Raw genomic sequence first — 21,363 nt, 5'->3', positions numbered from 1 at the left:
CGGCGGATCGGGGCTTGGGTGGCGAGCGTTTTTCAGAGGTGCAAGAGGGATGTCCGGGACCGGAACTTTCCCTGTGATCGTCCGCGGTGTCGGCATGGGTGGACGGTCCGGTACCGGGAACCGGGCGGTAGGCGTGGGCGTCAGCGGGAGAGGTCGTTTCCTCGTCGGGTGGGCTCGGATGGTGCAGACGCTTTCGCCGACAAGGTCGAGAACGACAAGAAGGCGGGCATTCGCTTCGATCCTGCGCAAGCGCTTGTGCCGTTGCGGGTCTGGGCTGAGGAGTGGCTGGAGCGGCGGGTCGTCGGTGAGTCGACGCGCCGCAGCTACGAGGGGTTCATCCGTAACCATCTCGTGCCGCGCCTGGGACGGAGGACGCTGGCCGGGCTGGCGCGGCGCGACTTCGAGGAGTTCGCCAAGGACGTGCATGCCTCCGGTGCGGGGCTGGCGGTCTCCACGGTCAATGACCGGATGGTGATGGTGGCCGCCATGCTGGAGGCGGCCGTCGCCGATAAACGCATCCCGGACAATCCCGCGCGTGGCGTTCGGATATCCCGGGCGGCTCCGTGCGCGGTGGACGAGGACGAGATTCCCACGCTGGGCGAGGTCGATCTGATTGCGGAGCACATCGCCCCGCAGTACCGACTCGCGGTCTACCTTCAATCGGGTACGGGCCAGCGCCCCAGCGAGGCCCTGGCCTTCTCTGTCGAGTGCCGACGGTCCGGCTTCGTCAGGATCCGCTGGCAGGTCAGCGCCAAGGCTCACCGCGATGACTGCCACACGGTCTTCGTGCCGCTCAAGCACCGGACGGAGGGTGAGTACCGGGACGTCCCGGCCGCCGCGTTCGTGGAGCAGGAGATCGACGCCCACCTGTTGCGGTGGGAGCCGGTGCCCGTGACCTTCACTGGTCAGCGGGGCAGGCGACATCGGCTGGAGGTCTTCTTCGCCCCGCGCCAGCGTGGCAAGGGCGTGATGCCCACCGCCTCCACCTACGGCTACCACTTCAGGAAGGCGTGCGTGTCGGCCGGCCTGGTCGATGCGGACGGTAAGGCCAAGTACTCGCCCGGCAGTCTCCGGCACTTCTTCGCCTCGACCGCGTTGGCGAACGGCGTACCGATCCGCGAGGTCTCACGCTGGCTCGGCCACAAGTCGATTAAGACCACCGTGGACATCTACGGTCACCTCGTCCTCGAGGCATGGGATCGTTGTCGGGACATCATGCAGAACGCCATGCGCCCTGCGACCGAGTGCTCGGAGGAGGCTGTCTCCGCGGCTTGACGTGCTGGATGTGCAGGATGAACCGCTCCCGTGCTGGATCGGTGCTGGATATCCTCGCCTGAGGAAACGTTTCCGCAGGTGGGAGCGCTGCGTTGGATATTCCGCTTCAACGTGTGACTCCGTGTCAAGTGAACGCCCGGCCTGCTTGTTGGCAGGTCGGGCGCTGTCCGCTGTCCGCCTGGGGTCCTCGCCCGGCTCGGGGCGCGGCGTGCGTGTCACACCTTGACGACCTCTACGGCGGGGCCGCAGAGGAGTGTCAGGTCCTCGGGGGCGGAAGTGAGGACGGTGACCGGCCGGGGCGCGTTGCGGGCAATGACGGCTAGAGCGGCGTCGATGGCGTACTTGTGGCCGTGGAGATGATGGGCGCGAAGGAGGGCGGCGGCTTCGTCGGTGACCGCCTTGGTGACGTCGTGAACGTCGATGCGGGAGAGGATCCACTTGATACGGGCCGGGTGGATCCGCTCGTAATCGGCCTCAAGGGTGGTCATGGCACTGGTGGCCACGCGGATGCCCTCCTCCGATGCCGCCTGCACCAGAGACACCACGGTACGGTCCTTGCGGTAGAGCTTGGAGAGTCCTTCGCTGTCGAGCAGCAGGGTGCCGGGCATCAGGCGGCGGCCCCACCGGCCTGCCGGTGGTCATGGCGCAAGAGTGCGCGGGCGGCCTCGACCTCCTCGCGCGTGAGCTCGTCATTGTCCGTCTCGAAGTCGGTGACGATCTCCCGAAGCCTGTCCATGGCGACCCGCTGTTCGAGGGCTTCGGCGACATAGGCGGAGAAGCCGCCAGGGCCGACATGGGTGCGTACGGCCTCGGCGAGCTCCTCGGGCAGGCTGATCGAGTACTTTCTACTACCACTCATGGAGGCGATCCTGCCAGTGGTAGCAACTCTCTGGAGGTGGACCCTTGAAGCAGCGCTCTCCGCCCGCAGCCGGGTGGCTACGGCTACGGACGGGTCCACCCGTTGGCGAAGTCGCATTGGAGGTCCGTCCAACGGCGAAGCTCGGCGAGGGTGTAAGCGGGGTGGTCGTGGAGGTGGGTCAGGGCATTGACCCACTGGTCCCAGAGACCGGCAGGCTGGGTGAAGCGGTCCGCATGGTGGGTGCCAAGGTGGGCGTCGAGGCGGAGGAGGGCACCTAGGGCTGCGGGCTGGTCGTAGCGGAGGTCGGTGCGGGGGAGGTAGTGGTCGAGGTAGGCGGTGAGGATCTCGGCGTCCGCGTGGGTGCCGAAGCGGGCCAGGGCGAAGCAGTAGGCGCTGCCGGAGAAGCAGAACTCGCTGGCCAGGAGCAGGTCGCTGATGCGTTCGCGGAACGTGGCGCGTCGGCCTACGCCGATCAGCCAGGCGGCGGTGAGGCGTGAGCGCCACTCGTAGCCGAGGAGGGCCTCCAGTTCGGCGTCGGTGATCGTGGCCGCGTCGTCGATGAGGTGACAGGCGAAGCGTTCGGCGTGTGGCCACCCGGGCCGCAGGACACGACCGCTTTTCAGTTCGCGGTAGCGCGGGTGGTCCGAGTCCTTCCTCGTCACGTAGCGCTCGATCACGTAGCCGTAGCCGATCTCCTCGGGATGCTGGAAAGGCATCGGTCACCTCTCCGGGTACAGGTCGGTGCGGTCGATCCAGGTGGGGGCGACGAAGATGTCGTCGGCGGCGGGGGCTTCGGAGGCTTCCAGCAGGGACCAGGTGCGGGACTCTTCGACCAGGTGCTCCCAGGGCGCGGTCCAGTCGAGTTCCCAGTCCAGGCCGGTGCCGGAGATGCCGTATGTGCGGCTGGCGTCCACCCGCCAGAACTGGGAGTAGAGGATCACCTGGGCGTGGTCGGCCAGGTCGTTGATGATCTCGGTGAAGTGGGTCGAGGGCCAGCCGGGGGCGTCGTCTGCAGCGGTGGCGCGTAGGTGCGCGGTGAGCGGCGGGACGACGGGGCGGCGGGCGCCGAGTTCGGTCAGGGCCCAGCGGATGCCGCCCGGTTCGCTCCAGTCCGGTGGTGTCGCCCGTTCCAGGCAGGCGCGGTAGGCGCGGCGCAGGGGCTCGACCGCGCCGTCGATCTCCAGGCGCGCCAGGGCCATGGCCGCCCATTCGCGGACGGTGGGGTCGTCGCTGCCCAGGAGGGCGATCAGGGCGGGGCCGCAGCGTGGGTCCGCCACCTCTTCGAAGACCTCGATGGCGGTCAGCTGCCCGAAGCCGCCGAGGGAGGGCAGTCCGTCGATGAGGGCGGGGGTGGCGTGGGAGCCGATGCCGATCAGTTCCGCGCGGGCGTCGTACGACGGGCCGGTCGAGTCGTCGAGCTGCTGGATGAGTCTCTCGATGTGGGTGGTCATGGGTGGTCCCGGCGCCAGAAAGTGGGCAGCCGCCAGCAGAGCACCGAGCGGTCGTCGGGCCACGGGGCCCGGTCCTCGGCCGCCCAGTCTTCGAAGGAGTCCCGCGCCAGATCGATGGGGCGCCAGGCGGGGTCGAGTGGCTTGTGCTCGGCGGGCGGGCGGACGTACCGGCGGCCGTGCCCGTCGCAGGCGCCGAAGTCCTGGTAGTTGCGCTGGGCCTCGATCAGGGAGACCTTGTTCGCCCCGCCGGCCATGGTGGGCCAGCGAAACTGGACCCCGTCGTCCTCCCAGAAGCAGATGGGGATCTCGTACGAGCCGGGCATCGTGCCCAGCACACGGTGCCGGCGGCAGGGACAGGGGTAGGAGTCGCTCACCTGCGCAGTCTCGTGGCAGGTCCCGCCGGTGTGCCATGGGGTTTCTCTGCCTCCGGGGTACCCGGCCAGAAGCCCAGGTCAGAGCCCTGGAGGGGGCTCCGCCGCAGGTCAGGATCAGCCCGCAGACATTCCGCTTCAACGTCTGGCCGGTGACATGGCCACGTCGCCGATCTGGCAAACGCGCAGGTCAAATGGGGTCCGACTCTTCGGGGTCGGGCCCCTTGATCTTCACCGTGCTTGCAGCGGCGGTCACCCTCCCGGGTGGCGATGAGCATCGTGGCCCACTCAACAAGCGCGTGCGGCAGGATAGATGACCAACGAGGCCCGCCTGGTTGAAGAGTTGAGACGTGAGACATCTCGCTCAACAGGCGGGCGCAGGCGCGCACGGCTGGTCGTCGGGGACTGTCGGTGATCAGACGGTGCGGATGACAGGCGTGGGTTTGATGTCCTGGGCGTCGATGAGGGTGCGGATGTCGTCCGGGGTCGAGGTCCAGATGATGGCGCCGAGGCCGGCTGCCATGGTCACGGCGATGGCGCCTCCGGCGTCGAGCTAACACGCATGTTACTAACGTTGCTGTTAGTCTCATGCGTGGAGGTTGGCAGACGTGGTCGATTTCGTGGGCCGCCGGCAGGAGCTGGCGACGTTGGAGCGCGAGCTGCGGAAAGTGGCGACCGGAGTCGGCGGAGAGCGCCCCGGCCGGTGCGTGATGTTGCGTGGGCGGCGCCGGGTGGGCAAGTCGCGACTGGTCGAGCGGTTTGCGGAGCGCTCCGGAGCCCCGTTCTTGTTCTACGCGGCCACGGGCGCGTCACCTCGGGATGATCTGGCGCGGCTCGCCCGGGACGCCCAGGTGTCGACGCTGCCGCTGGCGCAGCTGGTGGCCGCCGCGCGGCCGGAGAGCTGGGACACCGCGTTCGATGTGCTGGCTGCGGCGCTCCCCACGGACCGGGCGAGCGTGCTGGTCATCGATGAGGTGCCGTACCTGATGGATGCCGGCGGGGCCTTCGAGGGGATGCTGCAGCGGGCCTGGGATCGAGTGCTGGAGACCAAGCCGGTCCTGCTGATCCTGATCGGCTCCGATCTGTCGATGATGGAGGCGCTGAACAGCTACGGACGCCCCTTCCACCAGCGCGGCCGGGAGATGGTGCTCGGGCCGCTGAACCCCGCCGAGGTGGGGCGGATGCTGGCACTGGATCCGGCCGACGCCTTCGACGCCGCGCTGGTCACCGGCGGGCTGCCGCTGATCTGCGCGGAGTGGCCGCGCGGCGCGGGGCTGTGGGACTTCCTCGGTGAGGCGTTGAGTGATCCGGTCTCGGCGCTGCTGGTGTCGGCCGAGCGCTCACTGGCTGCCGAATTCCCCCCGCAGGCTCAGGCGCGTACGGTGCTGGCGGCCATCGGCAGCGGCGAGCGTACCTTCACCAACATCGCCCGTGCGGCCGGCGGGATCGGGGCCACGCCGCTGCAGCGAGCCCTGGAGCTGCTCACGGACAAGCGGATCGTCGCCGCGGAGCTGCCCGTGTCGCTACGCCCGTCGAAGGACCGCCGCTACCGGGTGGCAGATCCCTACCTGCGGTTCTGGCTGCACCTGCTCGGCCCCTCCATGGACGAGATCGAGCGGGGGCGGGGTGATCTGACGTTGGCGCGGGTCCGGGAGAGCTGGACCAGCTGGCGCGGCCGGGCGATCGAGCCGCTCCTGCGCGAGGCGCTCGCCCGGATACTGCCCGACGACCTGCTCCCCGCGGCCCCCGCAGTGGGCGGCTACTGGACCCGTACCGACAACGTCGAGATCGACATCGTCGGGGCGGACCGCGCCCCCATTGCCAAGGAACTGCTCTTCGTCGGCTCCATCAAGTGGTTCGAGCAGTCGCCCTTCGACCGGCACGACCTGGCGGCTCTTCACCGGCACCGGGCCGCCCTCACCGACGAACCGGCTCCAGTCGTGGCGGTCTCGCGCAGCGGCGTCGACTGCACGGGGCTCGACGCCGCCTACGGCCCCGGCGATTTGCTGACTGCTTGGCCGCTGTGAGCGGCGGATGGCGGGCAAGGCATGGGAGTTGGGGCTACGGGATGAGGGAGCCTGCGGATTCGATGTTCCGGGCGATCACGGGAGCCCTGCGGCTGATCCCGGGGCGAGGCCGCTGATCACAGCGGGCTGGTCCAGTCGGCATCGGATCGGGTCAGGGCGAAGGCGGCGACCGTACCGCCCGCGAGGACCACGAAGGCCAACAGCAGTGGCAGGGCCGGGCTGCCGTGCAGGGCCGATACGGCGCCGACGAGGCCGCCCATGGCCATCCCCAGAAGCACGACCAGATGCAGGACGAGTCCGCGGTGGGCCCGGGCCCTCTGCGCGATACGGCCCCCCAGGCCAGCCGCCGCCGCGTTCCTCGACGTGCTGGGCCCTGTCGTTCGTGACGCGTGGACGACCGTAGTCCCCGACCCGGCGGACCGGCACGGTCCACTACCCCCGCTGATGCTCGCGCTCACCGTGGTCACCGGCCTGGTCGACGCGTTCAGCTACCTGGTCCTCGGCCATGTCTTCGTCGCCAACATGACCGGCAACGTGGTGTTCTCCGGCGTGGGGGCACTTGCCGGGAACCAAGGCCGACCACGGCGATGTCGAGGGCGCCGCTGATTGGGCGTTGTCCACGTCGGCCGGGATGCGCCGGGCCAGCGGCTCCGCTCATGATCGGGCCGGGGCCGACCAGATCCTTCTACCAGCCCCATGATGAGCGCGGCGGCGGTGACGACGGTGGCGTTCTCCGCCTGCGCCGCGTCCAGCCCACGATCGCTCTGCTGACCGACTTCCTGCTGGCTGCGGGACTGATTCGGCTCGCCGCCGAGCCGTCGTGGATGTCGCTGGCCACCGCCGCAGCCACCGCTGCCGTCAGGATGCTGCTCAACGCAGGGTTGTGTTCGCCGGCTGCACGACGTGTGTGAGCGGCTGCGGGAATTGTCACCTGCCGACCGTCGACGACCTCCGGTACGCCATCGCGGTTCCTGGAGACCAAGCGTTGCCGCTGGCTATGGCCAGGGGCGGGCGGCTGCTGCGAGGGTGTCGGCGAGGTGGCGGAGGTGCGCGCCGAGCGGGGAGTCGGGGCTCCAGACCGCTTCGAAGGAGATCTGCACCTTGCGGCCCTCGTTCGTCAGTGGCCGGTGGGGCACGTCGGGCGAGGTGAGCTTGGAGCGGGGCCGCCGATCGCCGGTGTCATCGCCGAGATCGGCGACCGGGTCGAGGGCTGGTCGGTCGGGGACCGTGCGGCCGTCGGCTGGCTCGGCGGCAGCTGCGGGCACTGCGCGTTCTGCCGGGTGGGCGACGTCGTCCACTGCCCCGAACGCAAGGCACCCGGCCTGTCCTACCCCGGCGGCTGGGCCCGGAGCATCACCGTGCCGCCGATGCGCTCGCACGCATCCCCGACGAGCTCGACCTCTTCGACGCCGCCCCGTTCGGCTGCGCGGGCGTGACGACCTTCAACGCCGTGCGCAAGGCCGGTATCCGCGCGGGCGGTTGGCGTACGGCCCGTGATCGCGCGCATGCCGCTGCGGCAGGCCGGGGAAGCCGTGATCCGGCTGCGGTCCGCAGCTCCCCGCTTCCGCATCGTTCTGGACACCGCCGACAGCGACTGGCCGACGGTGAGGACCGCCCGCGCATCGACCTCGGCAACCGGCCCGCCGCACGAGCTGCACCACATGTCGGGTCCCGACGGGTGAGACTGGAGCAATGAGCGGTGGACCAGCGGCCCGCACTGGGTCGCAGGTTGCGCTGGGTCGCAGGCTGCGCTGGGCTTCGACCGAGACGGCCATGCAGTACGCCGGGCACATCGAGGGCGCCCTCGCCGCCAGGCGCCAGGCCCACGTCGCACACTTCATATCCGCAACCTCACCGCGGCCGAGCCCAGCCCGGACCGAGAAAGAGAAACGCCCGTGCCAAGCACCGCCTCAGCCGGCCCCGCCGGTATATCTCCCCGGCCCGAGGCTCAGCGTCGCGTCCTCGCCGTGCTGGTCAGCAGCCAGATTCTGAGCGGGGCGGGGCTCGCGGCCGGCATCACCGTCGGAGCCCTGCTCGCGCAGGACATGCTCGGCTCCACCGACCTCGCGGGCCTGCCCAGCGCCCTGTTCACCGCCGGCTCGGCCGTCGCCGCCGTCGCGGTGGGCCGCATCTCCCAGGCCCGGGGCCGCCGACCGGGCCTGACGGCGGGATACCTGACCGGCGCCGTCGGCAGCGCGGGCGTCATCGCCGCCGCCGTCGCCGACAACCCCGTGCTGCTCTTCATCGCCCTGTTCGTCTACGGCGCCGGGACGGCCACCAACCTCCAGGCCCGGTACGCCGGAGCCGACCTCGCCGCGCCCGACCACCGCGCCCGCGCCGTCTCCACCGTCCTGGTCGCCACCACCCTCGGCGGGGTCGTCGGCCCCAACCTCGCCGCACCCACCGGCACCTTCGCGGACAACCTCGGCATCCCCGCCCTGGCCGGGCCGTTCCTCCTGGCCGGCGCCGCCTACGCGCTGGCCGCCCTCGTCCTGGCCGTCTGGCTGCGCCCCGACCCCCTGCTGCTCGCCCGCAGCCTCGACCTCCAGCAGCGGACGGAAAACACCGCGACGCAGGCGGTACCCACGCGCCGTCCCGGGCTGATGACGGGCGCGCTGACGATGATCCTCACCCAGCTCATCATGGTCGCGATCATGACGATGACCCCCGTGCACATGCACGACCACGGGCACGGTACCGCCGCGTCCGGTTTGGTCATCGCCGTCCACGTCGGCGCCATGTACCTGCCCTCGCCGCTGACCGGCTGGCTCGTCGACAGGTACGGCCGCCGTACGGTCGCCGCCGCCTCCGGCCTCACCCTCCTCGCCGCCGGAATCATCGCCGCCGTGGCGCCCGCGGACTCCGTCGCCCTCCTCGCTCTGGCGCTCGCCCTGCTGGGCGTGGGCTGGAACTTCGGCCTCGTCTCCGGCACCGCGATGATCACCGACGCCGTGCCGCTGGCCACCCGCGCCAAGACCCAGGGCCTGGTCGACCTCTCCATCGCCATCGCCGGCGCCACCGGCGGCCTCTCCTCCGGGTTCGTCGTCTCCGCCGCCGGCTACCCCGTCCTCGCCCTCACTGGCGGCATCCTCGCCCTCGCCGTCCTCCCCGCCATCGCCGCCACCGCGAGCAGCCGACGAGCCGCACCCCACTCGCCCTGACGTGCCGCGGCTCCGCCCCCTGCAACCGCTACCTGCTCCGGCACGGCCGCCGCCACTGGTGCTCCACCCGCTGCGGCGACCGCGCCCGAGCAGCCCGCGCCTACGCCCGACGCACCCGACCCGAAACGACCAGCACAGCCTGACGTACCCGAAGTGCCGGACCGCCCGCCCGCCTGGCGCAGCCGCCCCGAAACGACCGGGACGGACTGCCGTACCTGAAGTGCCGGACCGCCCGCCCGCCTGGCGCACCCGCCCCGAAACGACCGGGACGGACTGCCGTACTTGAAGTGCCGGACCGCCCGCCCGCCCGGCGCACCCGCCCCGAAACCACCGGCACAGCCTGACGTACCCGAAGTACCAGCCCTACCCGCCCGCCCGCCGCACCCGCCCCGAAACCACCGGCACAGCCTGCCGCACCCGAAGTACCGGACCGCCCGCCCGGCGCACCCGCCCCGAAACCACCGGCACAGACCGACGACCCCGAAGTACCAGCCGGTGGCCGGCTACCGCGACCCGGCCACCCGTCGGCACGCCTCCGCGTAGCTCCGTACCAACGGGCGCTCGCCGTCCTCCCGCCGCCACGCCAGCGCGTACCGGCTCGGTCCCACTCCGCGTGCCGGCCGCGTGACCACGCCTCCCAGGCTGATCAGCGGCGCGTTCCCCGTCGCGACCAGGCAGACGCCGAGGCCGGCGACCAGTGCCTCGTACGTCTCCTCCGTACTCGCGATCTCCGCGCCGATCCGTGGCGGCCGCCCGCCCCGCGCGTCCAGTGCGAGCCAGTAGTCCCGCAGCGGCCCGGCGCTCTCCGGCAGCGCAAGGAACGGCTCGTCGAGCAGGTCCGTGAAGTCGACCTCGGGGCGGGCCGCGAGCGGGTGGCTCTCGGGGAGGGCGACCAGGCGGGGTTCCTCCGCGAGCACCGTCCACGCGTACCGCTCGGCGTCGGGCAGGGGCAGCCAGACGAAGGCGACGTCCGCGTCGCCGTCCGCGAGGCCCGCCGTCGGGTCGTCCCAGCCGACGTGCCGCAGGCGCACGGTCGCCTCCGGGTGGGCCGCCGTGAAGCGGGAGCGGATGGCGGGCAGCAGGCCGCCGCGGCCGGGGCTGGTGCTCATGCCCACCCGCAGTGTGGTGCGCTGCGCAGCCATGACCCGGGCCACCGCCTGAGCGCCCGCCTCCCACGCCGCGAGCACCCGCCGGGCGTGCGGCAGCAGCGCCTCGCCCGCCTGGGTGAGGGCCACGCCGTGCTGGTCGCGCCGGAACAGTTCCACGCCCAGCCGGCGCTCCAGCGCCCGGATCTGCTTGCTCAACGCGGGCTGGGAGACGTACAGCCGCTCGGCGGCACGGGTGAAGTGCAGTTCCTCGGCCACGGCCACGAAGTACCGCAGGTCCCGGCCGTGCACGTCCGTGGTCATGCCCAACGGTTATCACCACAAGTCTTGGACGGACAACCGCACTACGCGGGAGGGTCGGAGGCAACAAGGTACGCAGACAGGAGGGGTCATGAACAAGGTCTGGCTGATCACGGGGGCGAGCAGCGGCTTCGGGCGGGCACTCACCGACGCGGCCCTGGCCGCGGGGGACGTGGTGGTCGGCGCCGCGCGGCGGCCCGAGGCGCTGGACGAGCTGGTCGCCGCCCACCCCGACCAGATGGAGGCGCTGCGGCTGGACGTCACCGACGTCCTCGCCGTCGACGCCGCCGTACGGGACGTCGTCGCCCGGCACGGACGGATCGACGTCCTCGTCAACAACGCCGGGCGCACCCACGTCGGCGCCTTCGAGGAGACGACCGACGACGAACTGCGCGCCCTGTTCGACGTGCACGTCCTGGGCCCGGCGGCCCTGGTGCGTGCCGTGCTGCCGCACATGCGCGAGCGGCGGTCGGGCGCGATCGTGCAGATGAGCAGCGTGGGCGGACAGATGTCGTTCGCGGGCTTCGCGGCGTACAGCGGGACGAAGTTCGCCCTGGAGGGCATGTCCGAGGCGCTCGCGGACGAGGTGGCCGGCTTCGGCATCAAGGTGCTGATCGTGGAGCCGGGGGCCTTCCGGACCTCGCTGTTCGAGGGCAGCCGGGCCGGGTTCAGCGCCGACAGCGGGGTGTACGAGAAGGTGGGGCAGACCCGGGCGTACGTGTCCGGCGGTGACGGCACCCAGGCCGGTGACCCGGCGAAGGCGGCGGCGCTGATCCGGGCCGCGCTGGACGCCGACCGGACGCCGCTGCGGCTGCCGCTCGGCGACGACTCGGTGACCACCGTGCTCGACCACCTGGACCAGGTGCGGGGCGATGTCACGGCGTGGGAGAAGCGGACCAGGGACACCGCCTTCGACGAGTGAGCGACCGTCAAGGCCCTCCCGGAGCGAATTAGGCTCCGGGAGGGCCTTGACGCGTCGTCATGTCGGCCGTATGGCAAGCCGGTTACATCTGTGCAGGGCCCTTGTGCAATTCCTGTGGAAGCCTCAATCTTTCGGCTGACGCACAGGCACGCATGCCTCGTTCATTGACATGCACCTGGCATAGACCGGTGCGTCGCCCCCACACCAGCGCACCACCGATTGAGGAGGACCCCTCAGATGGCAGTGATGCGTACTCCCCGCAGCACCACCCGGCGAAGACTGGCCGCGCTCGGCGCCCTGACCAGCGTGGTGCTGGCCGCGGGCCTCGTCTCCGCCCTCCCCGCCGGGGCGGCCGAAGGCCACATCCAGTACGAGGGCGCGGCGAACGCCGTCGCCGACAGCTACATCGTGACCCTCAAGGCGGACCGGGCCCGCTCGGGCTCCGCCGAGGGGCGCGCGCTGGCCCAGAAGTACGGCGCCACCATCGAGCGCACATACTCCAAGGCCCTCAACGGCTACGCGATCGAGGCCTCCGAGACCGAGGCGAAACGTCTCGCCGCCGACCCGGCCGTCGCCTCCGTCGTGCAGAACCGCACCTTCAGCATCGCCGCGACCCAGCCCAACCCGCCCTCCTGGGGCCTGGACCGCGTCGACCAGCGCAACCTCCCGCTGAACAGCTCGTACACCTACCCGGACAGCGCCGGGCAGGGCGTCACCGCGTACGTCATCGACACCGGCGTCCGCATCACTCACAGCGACTTCGGTGGCCGCGCCTCCTACGGCTACGACGCCATCGACAACGACAACACCGCCCAGGACGGCCACGGCCACGGCACCCATGTCGCCGGCACGGTCGCGGGCAACGCCTACGGTGTCGCCAAGAAGGCCAAGGTCGTCGGCGTCCGCGTGCTGAACAACTCGGGCCAGGGCACCACCGCCCAGGTCGTCGCCGGCATCGACTGGGTCGCCCAGAACGCGGTCAAGCCGGCCGTCGCCAACATGTCCCTCGGCGGCGGCGCCGACTCCGCCCTCGACACCGCCGTGCGCAACGCCATCGCCTCGGGCGTCACCTTCGCCGTCGCGGCCGGCAACGAGAGCACCAACGCCTCGACCCGGTCGCCCGCGCGCGTGACGGAGGCGATCACCGTCGGCGCCACCACCAGCTCCGACGCCAGGGCGAGCTACTCCAACTACGGCTCGGTCCTCGACCTGTTCGCCCCGGGCTCGTCCATCACGTCCGCCTGGAACAGCGGCGACTCGGCCACCAACACCATCTCCGGTACGTCGATGGCGACCCCGCACGTCGCCGGAGCGGCGGCGCTCTACCTGGCCGACAACCCCTCGGCCACGCCCGCCCAGGTGTCCACCGCGCTGACGTCCGCGGCAACTCCCAACGTCGTCACGAGCCCCGGCTCCGGCTCGCCCAACCGGCTGCTGTACGTCGGCGGCGGAACGACGACCCCGCCGGGCCCGCGCTTCGAGAACACCGGTGACTACGCCATCGCCGACAACGCCACCGTCGAGTCCCCGGTGACGGTCACCGGCGTCTCCGGCAACGCGCCCTCCGCGCTGGCCGTCGAGGTCCACATCGTCCACACGTACATCGGTGACCTCCAGGTCCAGCTGATCGCCCCGGACGGCACGGCGTACACGCTCAAGGGCTATGGCACCGGCGGCAGTTCGGACAACATCGACACCACGTACTCCGTCAACGCCTCCTCCGAGGCCGCCAACGGCACGTGGAAGCTGAGGGTCAGCGACAACGCGAACTTCGACACCGGGCGGATCGACGCCTGGGCGCTGCAGTTCTGATGCCGCATCACCACTGATCGGTCGTCTCGTCCTCGCGGTAGGGCTCCGGGTCCGTGACCCAGCCCGCCGCGAGGACGAGGCGTGTGCGGCGGTCGAGGGCGAGGAAGCCGAAGGGCCGGTCGAACGTGGCGCGGGCGAGGGTGGTCACGTAACGGAAGTCGGGGATCCCGCCCGGCGCCATGGCGATCGCGGTGCCCGCTCCCGCCCGGAAGCCCAGCGCGCCGAACCGCGCCATCGCCGACTGCCGGGCCGAACCGACGGCCAGCGGGCCGTCACTGATCCCGGGGAAGTGGCCGCGCGTGGCGTCCCGCGCGGCCGTGAGTCCGAACAGGCGGTGCAGCCCCAGCAGATCGTGCTCGGCCGTCATGTCGTACGCCACCGTCCGCACGAGGAGCGTCGGCGGCCGCGGGGTGGCGCACCGCATCTTCTCGACGTGCAGGCCCGGTCCCGCGACCCCGTACGGGAGCCGAGGCCCGGGGACCACCCTGTGCCGGCCCGCGAGGACGTCCACGCCCGCCGTCAGCACCTGCCCCGGTGTCATCCGCTCCTCGCCGAGCAGCAGATGGACGCTGATGCCCTGGTCGCCCAGCACCTTCAGCTCGGTGACGGCACCGTCGGGCGTGTCGGCGACCCCGACCCGGTCCAGCAGGGCGCTCCGGCGGCTCAGGCCCACGAGGGTCCTGCCCCGCCAGGGCCCGTCGGCGGGCCACATCGGCATCTGCTCGAAGGGCCGCAACCAGTCCGTCCGCAGGGCCAGCGCACTGGCCAGCACCATCTCGGGGTCGTCCGTCAGCGCGACCGGCATCCGCTCGATCAGCCCGCCCGTCCGCTTCTCCGCCCACGCGTCCAGCGCCGCCCGGTCGGTCCCGAGGTCGCCGGTGAGCACCCCGCGCGCCTCGGCGGGCAGCCCGGACTCCCAGGGCTCCTTCAGCGCCGGCGTGCGTTTCGTCCACAGGCCCAGCGCAGAGTCCAGGCCGCGCATCGCGGCCATGGCGGCGAGCAACTCCCGTGCCGCGCCCGCCGCCCGGTCCGCCGGCAGGCCCACCGCGTCCGCCAGCTCCGCCCGTGCCGCGCCGCCGGCCCCGTCCGCGAGGAAGGCGAGCAGGGGCCACACTCCGGCCGCCGAGAAGGCCGTACCGTCCGTGACGGTCCCGGCCCAGCGGGCCGTCAGCCCGTTCACCGCGTCCGTCGTCGCCCGCGCAATCCGCATTCCGCCCCCACTCATCCCCCGCATACCATGCGCCAGTCGCACACCTCGCGCCTGCGAGTCGTACGTCAGTTCAGTTCCCAGCCCTTGCCCACTGCCCGAACCAGGAGCACCGTACCTGTGTCCATACCGCCGCCCCCCGGGCCCCAGCAGCCGCAGGACCCGCAGGGTCCCTACGGCCCGTACTCGGCTCCGCAGGCCCCGGGGTCGTACGGCGCCCAGGGACCGTACGGCTCCCAAGGACCGTACGGTCCTCAGCCGCCGTACGGAGCGTGGGGCCCGTACCCGCCGCCCGGGCTGCCGCCCGTCAACGGTGTCGCGATCGCCGCCCTCGTGCTCGGCATCCTCTGCTTTCTGCCGGCGATCGGGCTGGTGCTCGGGCTGATCGCGTTGCGGCAGATCAAGCGGAAGGGCGAGCGCGGCAAGGGCATGGCGGTCACCGGGGCCGTGCTGTCGACCGTCGGGCTCGCGCTGCTGACCGTGTCCCTGTCGACGGGTGCCGTGTCCGACTTCTGGGAGGGCTTCAAGGAGGGCGCGCGGGAGAGCGCGATCGTCTCGCCGGACAAGGGGGAGTGCTTCGACTCGCCCAACGAGTCGCTGGAAGGGGAGACGTACGACGTCGACGTGGTGCCCTGCTCCGGCAGGCACGACGGCGAGGTGTTCGCCACCGTCACCCTGCCCGGCGGCACCTTCCCCGGCGACGACCACGTCACGAAGGTCGCCGACGACAAGTGCTACGCGCTGCAGGGCGACTACGCCATGGACAACTGGGCCCTGCCCGACAACGTCGACGTGTACTACCTCGCGCCGACCCGGGAGAGCTGGAGCCTCGGCGACCGTGAGATCACCTGCGTCTTCGGCAACGCCGACGAGCGGGGCAGCCTGACCGGCTCCCTGCGCAACGACGCGAGCACCCTCGACGCGGACCAGGTCGCCTACCTGAAGGCGGTCCGCGCCATCGACGCCGTACTGGAGGAGGAGCCCGAGGCGTTCCCCGACGAGGACCTGGCGGCGAACAAGGCCTGGGCGCAGGACGTGCACGACGTGCTCGCCGAGCAGGGCGCGGCGCTGGACGCGCACACCTGGCCCGCCGACGCCGAGCGGCCGATGGCCGACCTGGTGACAGAACTGGAGTCGGCCCGGAAGGAATGGGCGAAGGCGGCGGACGCCGAGGACGCGGATACCTTCTACGTGCACTACGACGAGGCGTACGGGTTCTACGACGGCCCGACCACCGTCACCGCCCGCGAGGCCCTGGGCCTGGACACCAGTCCGCCCGCCGACGATGCGGGCGAGGGCGGCTCGGACACGGAGGTGTGATCGGTTCTATAGCGGGGAGAAAGTGCCTGCGTAAAGCCTGCCGGGGCCAGAAGTCATCACATCGGGTGATTCTCTGGCCTTCGCTTGCCTGGCACAACCCACGGTTGCCACGCTGTTGCTGTCTGTACAACCTGATGGGAGTGGCCAGTGACATTCGGTGAGCAGCCGGCGTACCTACGCGTCGCGGGTGATCTCCGCCAGAAGATCGTCGACGGTCTGCTGCCACCGCACACCCGCCTGCCGTCGCAGGCGAGAATCCGCGAGGAGTACGGCGTCTCGGACACGGTCGCTCTGGAGGCCCGCAAGGTGCTGATGGCGGAGGGGCTGGTCGAGGGCCGCTCCGGTTCCGGGACGTATGTGCGGGAGCGGCCCATGCCCCGGAGCATCGCCCGCTCCGGGTACCGCCCGGCCGGCGGTGCCACGCCGTTCCGGCAGGAGCAGGCCGACGCCGGCGCGCGCGGCACCTGGGAGTCCAGCAGCGAGCAGGCCGAGGCGAGCGGCGCCATCGCCGAGCGGCTCGGCATCCGGCCCGGCGACCGCGTGATGTGCACCAAGTACCTCTTCCGGGACAGCGGCGAGCCGATGATGCTGTCCACCTCCTGGGAGCCGCTCGCCGTCACCGGGCGCACACCGGTGATGCTGCCCGAGGAGGGCCCGCTCGGCGGCATGGGTGTCGTCGAGCGCATGAACGCCATCGACGTGGTGGTGGACAACGTCACCGAGGAGGTCGGCGCCCGCCCCGGCCTCGCCGAGGAACTGCTCACGCTCGGCGGTGTCCCCGGACATGTCGTCCTCGTCGTGCAGCGCACCTTCTACGCCTCCGGGCGCCCGGTCGAGACGGCCGACGTGGTGATCCCGGCCGACCGCTACCGGGTCGCGTATCACCTTCCGGTGAAGTAGCGCACAACCTTGCGGCAGTTGCTCCCGGCACAGGCGTGCCGGGAGCCTTTTCACGCGCCGGTGGATTCCGGACGTTTTCGCAGGTGACCCCCGGCGTGCCCGGTATGCCGCTGACCGGATGCGCCGAGGCGCGCGGACGGCGCGTTCGACGTCGTGCGCCCCCCTGACGCTGGCTTGTTGCGTACCTCTTTGTGAAAAGCCGTATTCGCTGCGTGAAGGTTAGGCGTAGGCTCGGGCATATGCGGATTGCGGTTTCCTTAGCGGGCGGGGCGCGCGGGCCGAGGGCGGGAAGCGGAGGGGCGCGATGAACGACAGCACGGTGACTCTTCCGTGGCTGGTCATACGGCAGGACGACAGCGGCAATCGCTACCGCGTGGGCAGGTACGCGACGCGGGCCGAGGCCCAGAAGATCGCGGACAGCCTCGACAGCCGGGGGCACAAGCAGCTCTATTGGGTCGAGCGCATCGGGCAGGACGCGGAAAACGAGGTGTGAGCGGCGCCGCCGGGGCGCTCCCGTAGGCTCCGGCGCATGACGGAACGGATCGTGGTGGTGGGCGCCGCCGTGCTCGACGGGGGCCGGCTGCTCGCCGCGCGCCGCAGCGCGCCCCCCGAGCTGGCCGGTCGCTGGGAGCTGCCCGGCGGCAAGGTCGAACCGGGCGAGACGCCCGAGGCCGCTCTGGTGCGGGAGTTGCGCGAGGAACTCGGCGTCGAGGCCGAGGCCGTGCGGCGCGTGCCGGGGGAGTGGCCACTGAGGCCGCCGTACTTCCTCCAGGTGTGGACCGCGCGACTGCGTGCCGGCTCCGCCGAGCCGAAGGCCCTCCAGGACCATGACGAGCTGCGCTGGCTGACGGCCGGGACGCTGTGGAGTGTGGAGTGGCTGGAGCAGGATGTGGGGGCCGTGCGGGAGGTGGCGCGAGTGCTGGACGCCGACGGGGCGGGGGGCTGACGCACGTCCGCGTGAACCGCGGGCTCGTGGGAGCGCGATCGGCGTGAACTGTGGGTTCGTGGCAGCGCGATCGGCCTGAACTGTGGGCTCGTCGCGGCCGGACCGGCGTGAACTGCGGGCTCGTCGCAGCCGGACCGGCGTGAACTGCGGGCGCGCGAAAGCATGACCACGTGAACCCTGGGCGCACAGAAGCATGACCACGTGAACCCTGGGCGCACAGAAGCATGACCGCGTGAACCCTGGGCGCGCAGAAGCATGACCGGCGTGATGTGGCGCTGCTGACTTCCTGTCGGCGCGTGCCTTCGACCCGTACGCCGTCAGTGCCACAGTGCGCCCTCCTCGGCGGTACTGCCCCCGGGATATCGGGTATGTGCCCATTAACCCCACGAAACCGGACATGGGTGGGCTCACTGTCCTGGGAAGTGATCGGCGTGATCGACACCGATGGCGACTGCGCCGAGTGGACCTTTCCCGCCGACCCCACAGCCGTGCGCACCGCGCGTTCCGTCGTCCGCCGCCAGTTGCACGGCTGGGCGCTCGACAGCGTCAGTGACACCACGGCACTGCTGGTCAGCGAACTGGTGACGAACGCGCTGCGGCACGCCACCGGTCCCATCGGAGTACGCCTGGTGCGCCCCGCCGGTCTGTCCGACGTCCTGCTCGTGGAGGTCTCCGACCCCCTCCCGGACATGCCGCGCGAACGCGACGCCCATCCCGAGGACGAGAGCGGGCGCGGACTGCAACTGGTGGCCTCCACCTCGCGCCGCTGGGGAACCAGGCCGGGGGAGTCGGGCAAGACGGTCTGGTTCGAGCTCGCCGTCCCGGGACAGCACACCTAGGCGGGTCGTGGGCCCCTTACACCGGTCGTACTGCTGTCCACGGACGGATCCGGCCGGAAGCCGTTGCCCGCAGGCGTGATTCGAGGGTGTGTCCCCTGGTTAGAAGACTGGAAGTGTTGTCGCGGCACGGTCCGAAAACCGCCTGAACCGTGCTGTGATCGTGAACACCGTGTTGTGCGGCGCCGTAGTGCTGGATACTGCGGGCAGCCGCCCCCGGTGACTGGTGCCGGACGCGGTGAGCTGGAGGGGACGGTTCGCGTGAGCGAGATACCAGCGAAGGCCACGGAGTCGCAGGACCCGTCGGACGGCGCGAGGACGGAGGCTGCGGGTGCCTCCCGGGAGATGCCGCCCGGAGACACGCTGTGGCAGAGCAGCCCGCCCGGCTCGATCTACGACTACATCAAGGTCGCGTCCTTCTCCATCGGCCCCGACGGACTGGTCGACCAGTGGAGCCTGCGCGCCGAGAGCGTCTTCGGCATCCCGGCCGAGCGCGCCGTCGGGATGGATCCCATCGAGGCGTTCATCGACCCCGATCTGCGTGAGCGCGGACAGCGGAAGATGGCCGAGATCCTCGACGGGCGGGAGTGGACCGGGGTCATCCCCTTCCGGCTGCCGGACAGGGCCGACGGCGGGCGCGGCGGCACCGGGCTCGCCGAGGTCTATGTGATGCCGACCCGCACCGAGGGCGGCGACAAGGCGGCCGTCTGCATAGTGGTCGACGTCCGCGTGCTGCGTCGCATCGAGACCGACCTCGCCGCCTCGCAGGCGATTTTCGGTCAATCCCCGTTCGGCTTCCTGCTGATCGACCCCGATCTGAAGGTGCGGCGCGCCAACCAGCGGTTCGCCTCCGTGTTCGGCGGCACGCCCGACGACCACCGCGGCCGCGGGGTCCACGACTATCTGCCGCGCGGCGAGGCCGAGCGGGTCTCGGCGACCCTGCGCCGCGTCCTGGAAACCGGCGACTCCATCACGGACATGCACGTCACGGGCTTCGTGCCCGGCTCCGAGGAACGCCGGCACTGGTCGGTCAACCTCTACCGGGTGCACAGCGGAACCGGCCGCCCCATCGGCATCGCCTGGCTCGGAACCGACATCACCTCCCGCCGCGCCGCCGCCCGCGAGGCCGCCGCCGCCCGGCGCAACCTCGCCCTCCTCAACGAAGCCGGCGCGCGCATCGGCAACTCCCTCGACCTGGAGACCACCGCCCGCGAACTCCTCGACGTCGTCGTCCCCGGCTTCTGCGACCTGGCCACCGTCGACCTCTACCAGGGCCTGCTGGTCGGCGACCAGATCCCGCAGGGCCTCGCCGACGGCAGCGCCGAACTGCGCCGGGTCGCCTTCGCCAGCGCCGTCTCCGACGCGCCCTTCGCCGGCACCGGCACGCCGGTCACGGTCGGCGCCGTCCACCACTACCCCTTCATTTCGCCCTGCGCCGACGCCCTGCGCACGGCCCGCCCGCAGACCGTCCCCGCCGAGGAGGGGGGCCTTGTCCAGTCCACGCTCGCCGTGCCGATGGTCGCCCACGACACGGTCGTAGGACTCGCGCAGTTCTCGCGTACGAAGGGCAGCGAGCCGTTCGGCGACCGCGACCGCGACCTGGCCGTCGAGCTCGCCGCACGGGCCGCCGTCTGCATCGACAACGCGCGCCTGTACCGGCGCGAGCACGAACGCGCGTTGATACTCCAACGGTCCCTGCTCCCGCCCGGCGACCCGGTAGCCTCCGGCCTCGACATCGCCTGCCGCTACCTGCCCGGGAACGCCTCCACCGGACGCCCCAGCGAGGTCGGCGGCGACTGGTTCGACGTCATCGAACTGCCCGGCCACCGGACCGCGTTGGTGGTGGGCGACGTCATGGGCCGAGGCCTGCGCGCCGCGGTCGCCATGGGCGAACTCCGTACGGCCGTCCGCACCCTGGCCCAGCTCGACCTCGAACCGGCCGAGGTGCTCTCACAGTTGGACGAGATCGCCCGTGGCCTGGGCACGCCCGGCGGCATCCAGCAGGCCACCCGCGCCGCCCGCCGGCCCCGCGAGGCGGACCTGTCCGAGGTGTACCTGGCGACCTGCGTGTACGCGGTCTACGACTCCGTCACCCGCCGGTGCACCTTCGCCAACGCGGGCCATCTCCCGCCGGTCCTCGTCGAACCCGGCGAGGCGGCGCTCATGCTCGACGTACCGCCGGGGCTGCCGCTCGGCGTCGGCGGTGAACCCTTCGAGGAGGTCGAGGTCGAACTCCCCGAGGGCGCGCTGCTCGCGCTCTACACGGATGGACTGGTCGAGTCCCGCGACCACCCACTGGACGAGGGGTTGCAGGCCTTCGTCGGGGCGCTCACCGACCCGGCCCGCCCGCTGGAGGACGTCTGCGACCAGGTCCTCAACACCCTCGACACCCACCACGGCGAGGACGACATCGCCCTGCTCATGGCCCGCGTGCAGGGCCTGCCCGCCGAGTCGGTCGGCGACTGGACCCTGCCGCGCGAGCCGCGCAGTGTGGGCCGGGCCCGCGAGTACGCGCGCGGCCAGCTCCTGAGCTGGGACATGGAACCGCTGGTCGACACTACGGAGCTGCTGGTCAGCGAACTGGTGACGAACGCGCTGCGCTACGGCGAGGGCGAGATCAGACTCCGTCTCCTCCTGGACCGCACCCTGGTCTGCGAGGTCTGGGACTCGGGCCTGGTCCAGCCCCGCCGCCGCCGCGCCCGCGACACCGACGAGGGCGGCCGGGGCCTGCAACTGGTGGGCCTGCTGTCGGCCGCGTGGGGCTCGCGCCGGACGCATCGCGGCAAGACGGTGTGGTTCGAACTGCCGCTGCCGGACGGAGAGAACGGGGTGGCGGATCCGGCGGAGGCGTTGCTGAGTCTGTTCTAGGG

The 21,363-nt window shown here is 71.5% G+C and carries 23 protein-coding genes and 2 pseudogenes; 16 read left to right on the top strand and 9 right to left on the bottom strand.

The annotated features are described in order from the left end of the window. Nucleotides 1–168: 168 nt before the first annotated feature. Nucleotides 169–1,275, top strand: a complete 1,107-nt coding sequence (locus tag I2W78_RS13105; protein ID WP_307783680.1) for a tyrosine-type recombinase/integrase — start codon at nt 169–171, stop codon at nt 1,273–1,275. Nucleotides 1,276–1,490: 215 nt separating this feature from the next. Here I2W78_RS13105 and I2W78_RS13100 read toward each other — a convergent pair whose 3' ends face one another. From I2W78_RS13100 to I2W78_RS13080, 5 genes are all read right to left on the bottom strand, one after another. Further along, nucleotides 1,491–1,883, bottom strand: coding sequence for a DNA-binding protein (locus I2W78_RS13100; protein ID WP_196459716.1), 393 nt, complete (start codon nt 1,881–1,883; stop codon nt 1,491–1,493). Then, nucleotides 1,883–2,134 carry a hypothetical protein gene (locus I2W78_RS13095; RefSeq protein WP_196459714.1) on the bottom strand — a complete coding sequence of 84 codons (252 nt, stop codon included), beginning with the start codon at nt 2,132–2,134 and terminating at the stop codon, nt 1,883–1,885. Before I2W78_RS13095 ends, I2W78_RS13100 begins: the two co-directional genes overlap by 1 nt. Nucleotides 2,135–2,217: 83 nt before the next feature. After that, the gene (locus tag I2W78_RS13090; protein WP_196459712.1) at nt 2,218–2,850 is read right to left on the bottom strand and encodes a DUF6000 family protein; all 633 of its coding nucleotides are present in this window, start codon (nt 2,848–2,850) and stop codon (nt 2,218–2,220) included. Between the two features lie 3 nt (nt 2,851–2,853). Then, nucleotides 2,854–3,585, bottom strand: coding sequence for a HEAT repeat domain-containing protein (locus I2W78_RS13085; protein WP_196459710.1), 732 nt, complete (start codon nt 3,583–3,585; stop codon nt 2,854–2,856). Continuing rightward, nucleotides 3,582–3,959, bottom strand: coding sequence for a CPCC family cysteine-rich protein (locus tag I2W78_RS13080; RefSeq protein WP_196459708.1), 378 nt, complete (start codon nt 3,957–3,959; stop codon nt 3,582–3,584). The genes I2W78_RS13085 and I2W78_RS13080 overlap by 4 nt, the downstream gene beginning before the upstream one ends. A 605-nt stretch (nt 3,960–4,564) precedes the next feature. Between I2W78_RS13080 and I2W78_RS13070 the strand changes: the two genes are divergently transcribed. Next, nucleotides 4,565–5,983 (top strand): ATP-binding protein, encoded by a 1,419-nt coding sequence (locus I2W78_RS13070; protein ID WP_196459706.1) that lies wholly within the window; start codon nt 4,565–4,567, stop codon nt 5,981–5,983. 116 nt (nt 5,984–6,099) lie between these two features. On the opposite strand, the gene I2W78_RS13065 is transcribed toward I2W78_RS13070, so the two are convergent. Beyond that, entirely contained in the window at nt 6,100–6,261 is a 162-nt protein-coding gene (locus I2W78_RS13065) for a hypothetical protein (RefSeq protein WP_196459704.1), read from the bottom strand. A gap of 88 nt (nt 6,262–6,349) precedes the next feature. On the opposite strand from I2W78_RS13065, the pseudogene I2W78_RS13060 reads away from it, so the two are divergent. Together I2W78_RS13060 and I2W78_RS13055 are read left to right on the top strand one after the other, a co-directional pair. Further along, nucleotides 6,350–6,559: pseudogene (locus I2W78_RS13060) on the top strand (YoaK family protein); the annotation flags it as partial. Nucleotides 6,560–6,639: 80 nt separating this feature from the next. Next, nucleotides 6,640–6,894 (top strand): DUF1622 domain-containing protein, encoded by a 255-nt coding sequence (locus tag I2W78_RS13055; RefSeq protein WP_230885427.1) that lies wholly within the window; start codon nt 6,640–6,642, stop codon nt 6,892–6,894. Between the two features lie 84 nt (nt 6,895–6,978). On the opposite strand, the gene I2W78_RS41375 is transcribed toward I2W78_RS13055, so the two are convergent. Continuing rightward, a complete protein-coding gene (locus I2W78_RS41375; protein WP_307784000.1) occupies nt 6,979–7,248 on the bottom strand; it encodes a hypothetical protein in 270 nt (89 codons plus the stop codon). Here I2W78_RS41375 and I2W78_RS13050 point away from each other — a divergent pair. The 4 genes and pseudogenes from I2W78_RS13050 to I2W78_RS40395 form a co-directional block, all read left to right on the top strand. Beyond that, nucleotides 7,153–7,419 (top strand): alcohol dehydrogenase catalytic domain-containing protein, encoded by a 267-nt coding sequence (locus I2W78_RS13050; protein ID WP_307783958.1) that lies wholly within the window; start codon nt 7,153–7,155, stop codon nt 7,417–7,419. The genes I2W78_RS41375 and I2W78_RS13050 overlap by 96 nt on opposite strands. Nucleotides 7,420–7,476: 57 nt before the next feature. Next, complete coding sequence (locus tag I2W78_RS13045) at nt 7,477–7,665, top strand: hypothetical protein (protein ID WP_196464841.1); 189 nt, start codon at nt 7,477–7,479, stop codon at nt 7,663–7,665. Nucleotides 7,666–7,878: 213 nt separating this feature from the next. Continuing rightward, nucleotides 7,879–9,144, top strand: a complete 1,266-nt coding sequence (locus I2W78_RS13040) for an MFS transporter (protein ID WP_196459702.1) — start codon at nt 7,879–7,881, stop codon at nt 9,142–9,144. Further along, nucleotides 9,141–9,287 (top strand): annotated as a pseudogene (locus I2W78_RS40395) (CGNR zinc finger domain-containing protein); the annotation flags it as partial. The gene I2W78_RS13040 and the pseudogene I2W78_RS40395, both read left to right, overlap by 4 nt. 360 nt (nt 9,288–9,647) lie before the next feature. Here the strand turns inward: I2W78_RS40395 and I2W78_RS13035 are convergent. Continuing rightward, nucleotides 9,648–10,553, bottom strand: a complete 906-nt coding sequence (locus I2W78_RS13035) for a LysR family transcriptional regulator (protein WP_196459700.1) — start codon at nt 10,551–10,553, stop codon at nt 9,648–9,650. Nucleotides 10,554–10,641: 88 nt separating this feature from the next. On the opposite strand from I2W78_RS13035, the gene I2W78_RS13030 reads away from it, so the two are divergent. Together I2W78_RS13030 and I2W78_RS13025 are read left to right on the top strand one after the other, a co-directional pair. Further along, a complete protein-coding gene (locus I2W78_RS13030) occupies nt 10,642–11,472 on the top strand; it encodes an oxidoreductase (protein WP_196459698.1) in 831 nt (276 codons plus the stop codon). 237 nt (nt 11,473–11,709) lie between these two features. Beyond that, nucleotides 11,710–13,284: a S8 family peptidase gene (locus tag I2W78_RS13025; protein ID WP_196459696.1), complete on the top strand. Its 1,575-nt coding sequence runs from the start codon at nt 11,710–11,712 to the stop codon at nt 13,282–13,284. A 7-nt stretch (nt 13,285–13,291) separates the two neighbouring features. Here I2W78_RS13025 and I2W78_RS13020 read toward each other — a convergent pair whose 3' ends face one another. Beyond that, nucleotides 13,292–14,494, bottom strand: a complete 1,203-nt coding sequence (locus I2W78_RS13020) for a serpin family protein (protein WP_196459695.1) — start codon at nt 14,492–14,494, stop codon at nt 13,292–13,294. 117 nt (nt 14,495–14,611) lie between these two features. On the opposite strand from I2W78_RS13020, the gene I2W78_RS13015 reads away from it, so the two are divergent. The 6 genes from I2W78_RS13015 to I2W78_RS12990 all read left to right on the top strand — a co-directional run bounded on the left by I2W78_RS13015 (nt 14,612) and on the right by I2W78_RS12990 (nt 21,361). Continuing rightward, a complete protein-coding gene (locus tag I2W78_RS13015; RefSeq protein WP_196459692.1) occupies nt 14,612–15,811 on the top strand; it encodes a DUF4190 domain-containing protein in 1,200 nt (399 codons plus the stop codon). Between the two features lie 147 nt (nt 15,812–15,958). Continuing rightward, nucleotides 15,959–16,711, top strand: a complete 753-nt coding sequence (locus I2W78_RS13010) for a GntR family transcriptional regulator (protein WP_196459690.1) — start codon at nt 15,959–15,961, stop codon at nt 16,709–16,711. 304 nt (nt 16,712–17,015) lie between these two features. Continuing rightward, nucleotides 17,016–17,204, top strand: a complete 189-nt coding sequence (locus I2W78_RS13005) for an SPOR domain-containing protein (RefSeq protein ID WP_196459689.1) — start codon at nt 17,016–17,018, stop codon at nt 17,202–17,204. A 36-nt stretch (nt 17,205–17,240) separates the two neighbouring features. Next, complete coding sequence (locus tag I2W78_RS13000) at nt 17,241–17,657, top strand: (deoxy)nucleoside triphosphate pyrophosphohydrolase (RefSeq protein ID WP_196459688.1); 417 nt, start codon at nt 17,241–17,243, stop codon at nt 17,655–17,657. Nucleotides 17,658–18,058: 401 nt separating this feature from the next. Next, on the top strand, nt 18,059–18,496 hold the full coding sequence (locus tag I2W78_RS12995) for an ATP-binding protein (protein WP_196459687.1): 438 nt from the start codon (nt 18,059–18,061) through the stop codon (nt 18,494–18,496). 258 nt (nt 18,497–18,754) lie between these two features. Next, nucleotides 18,755–21,361 (top strand): SpoIIE family protein phosphatase, encoded by a 2,607-nt coding sequence (locus I2W78_RS12990; protein ID WP_307783679.1) that lies wholly within the window; start codon nt 18,755–18,757, stop codon nt 21,359–21,361. Nucleotides 21,362–21,363 lie beyond the last annotated feature (2 nt).

It is taken from the genome of Streptomyces spinoverrucosus, assembly GCF_015712165.1.
GTDB classification, from domain to species: Bacteria; Actinomycetota; Actinomycetes; order Streptomycetales; family Streptomycetaceae; genus Streptomyces; species Streptomyces spinoverrucosus_A.
This window is presented reverse-complemented; position numbering and strand designations above follow the sequence as displayed.

What these genes read in the sequence shown, in the direction of transcription:
- I2W78_RS13025 (WP_196459696.1), top strand. Translation starts at nt 11,710, where the DNA reads ATGGCAGTGATGCGTACTCCCCGCAGCACCACCCGGCGAAGACTGGCC.
- I2W78_RS13035 (WP_196459700.1), bottom strand. Translation starts at nt 10,553, where the DNA reads ATGACCACGGACGTGCACGGCCGGGACCTGCGGTACTTCGTGGCCGTG.
- I2W78_RS13055 (WP_230885427.1), top strand. Translation starts at nt 6,640, where the DNA reads ATGATCGGGCCGGGGCCGACCAGATCCTTCTACCAGCCCCATGATGAG.
- I2W78_RS13005 (WP_196459689.1), top strand. Translation starts at nt 17,016, where the DNA reads ATGAACGACAGCACGGTGACTCTTCCGTGGCTGGTCATACGGCAGGAC.
- I2W78_RS13020 (WP_196459695.1), bottom strand. Translation starts at nt 14,494, where the DNA reads ATGCGGATTGCGCGGGCGACGACGGACGCGGTGAACGGGCTGACGGCC.
- I2W78_RS13030 (WP_196459698.1), top strand. Translation starts at nt 10,642, where the DNA reads ATGAACAAGGTCTGGCTGATCACGGGGGCGAGCAGCGGCTTCGGGCGG.
- I2W78_RS13095 (WP_196459714.1), bottom strand. Translation starts at nt 2,134, where the DNA reads ATGAGTGGTAGTAGAAAGTACTCGATCAGCCTGCCCGAGGAGCTCGCC.
- I2W78_RS13000 (WP_196459688.1), top strand. Translation starts at nt 17,241, where the DNA reads ATGACGGAACGGATCGTGGTGGTGGGCGCCGCCGTGCTCGACGGGGGC.
- I2W78_RS13100 (WP_196459716.1), bottom strand. Translation starts at nt 1,883, where the DNA reads ATGCCCGGCACCCTGCTGCTCGACAGCGAAGGACTCTCCAAGCTCTAC.
- I2W78_RS13085 (WP_196459710.1), bottom strand. Translation starts at nt 3,585, where the DNA reads ATGACCACCCACATCGAGAGACTCATCCAGCAGCTCGACGACTCGACC.
- I2W78_RS13090 (WP_196459712.1), bottom strand. Translation starts at nt 2,850, where the DNA reads ATGCCTTTCCAGCATCCCGAGGAGATCGGCTACGGCTACGTGATCGAG.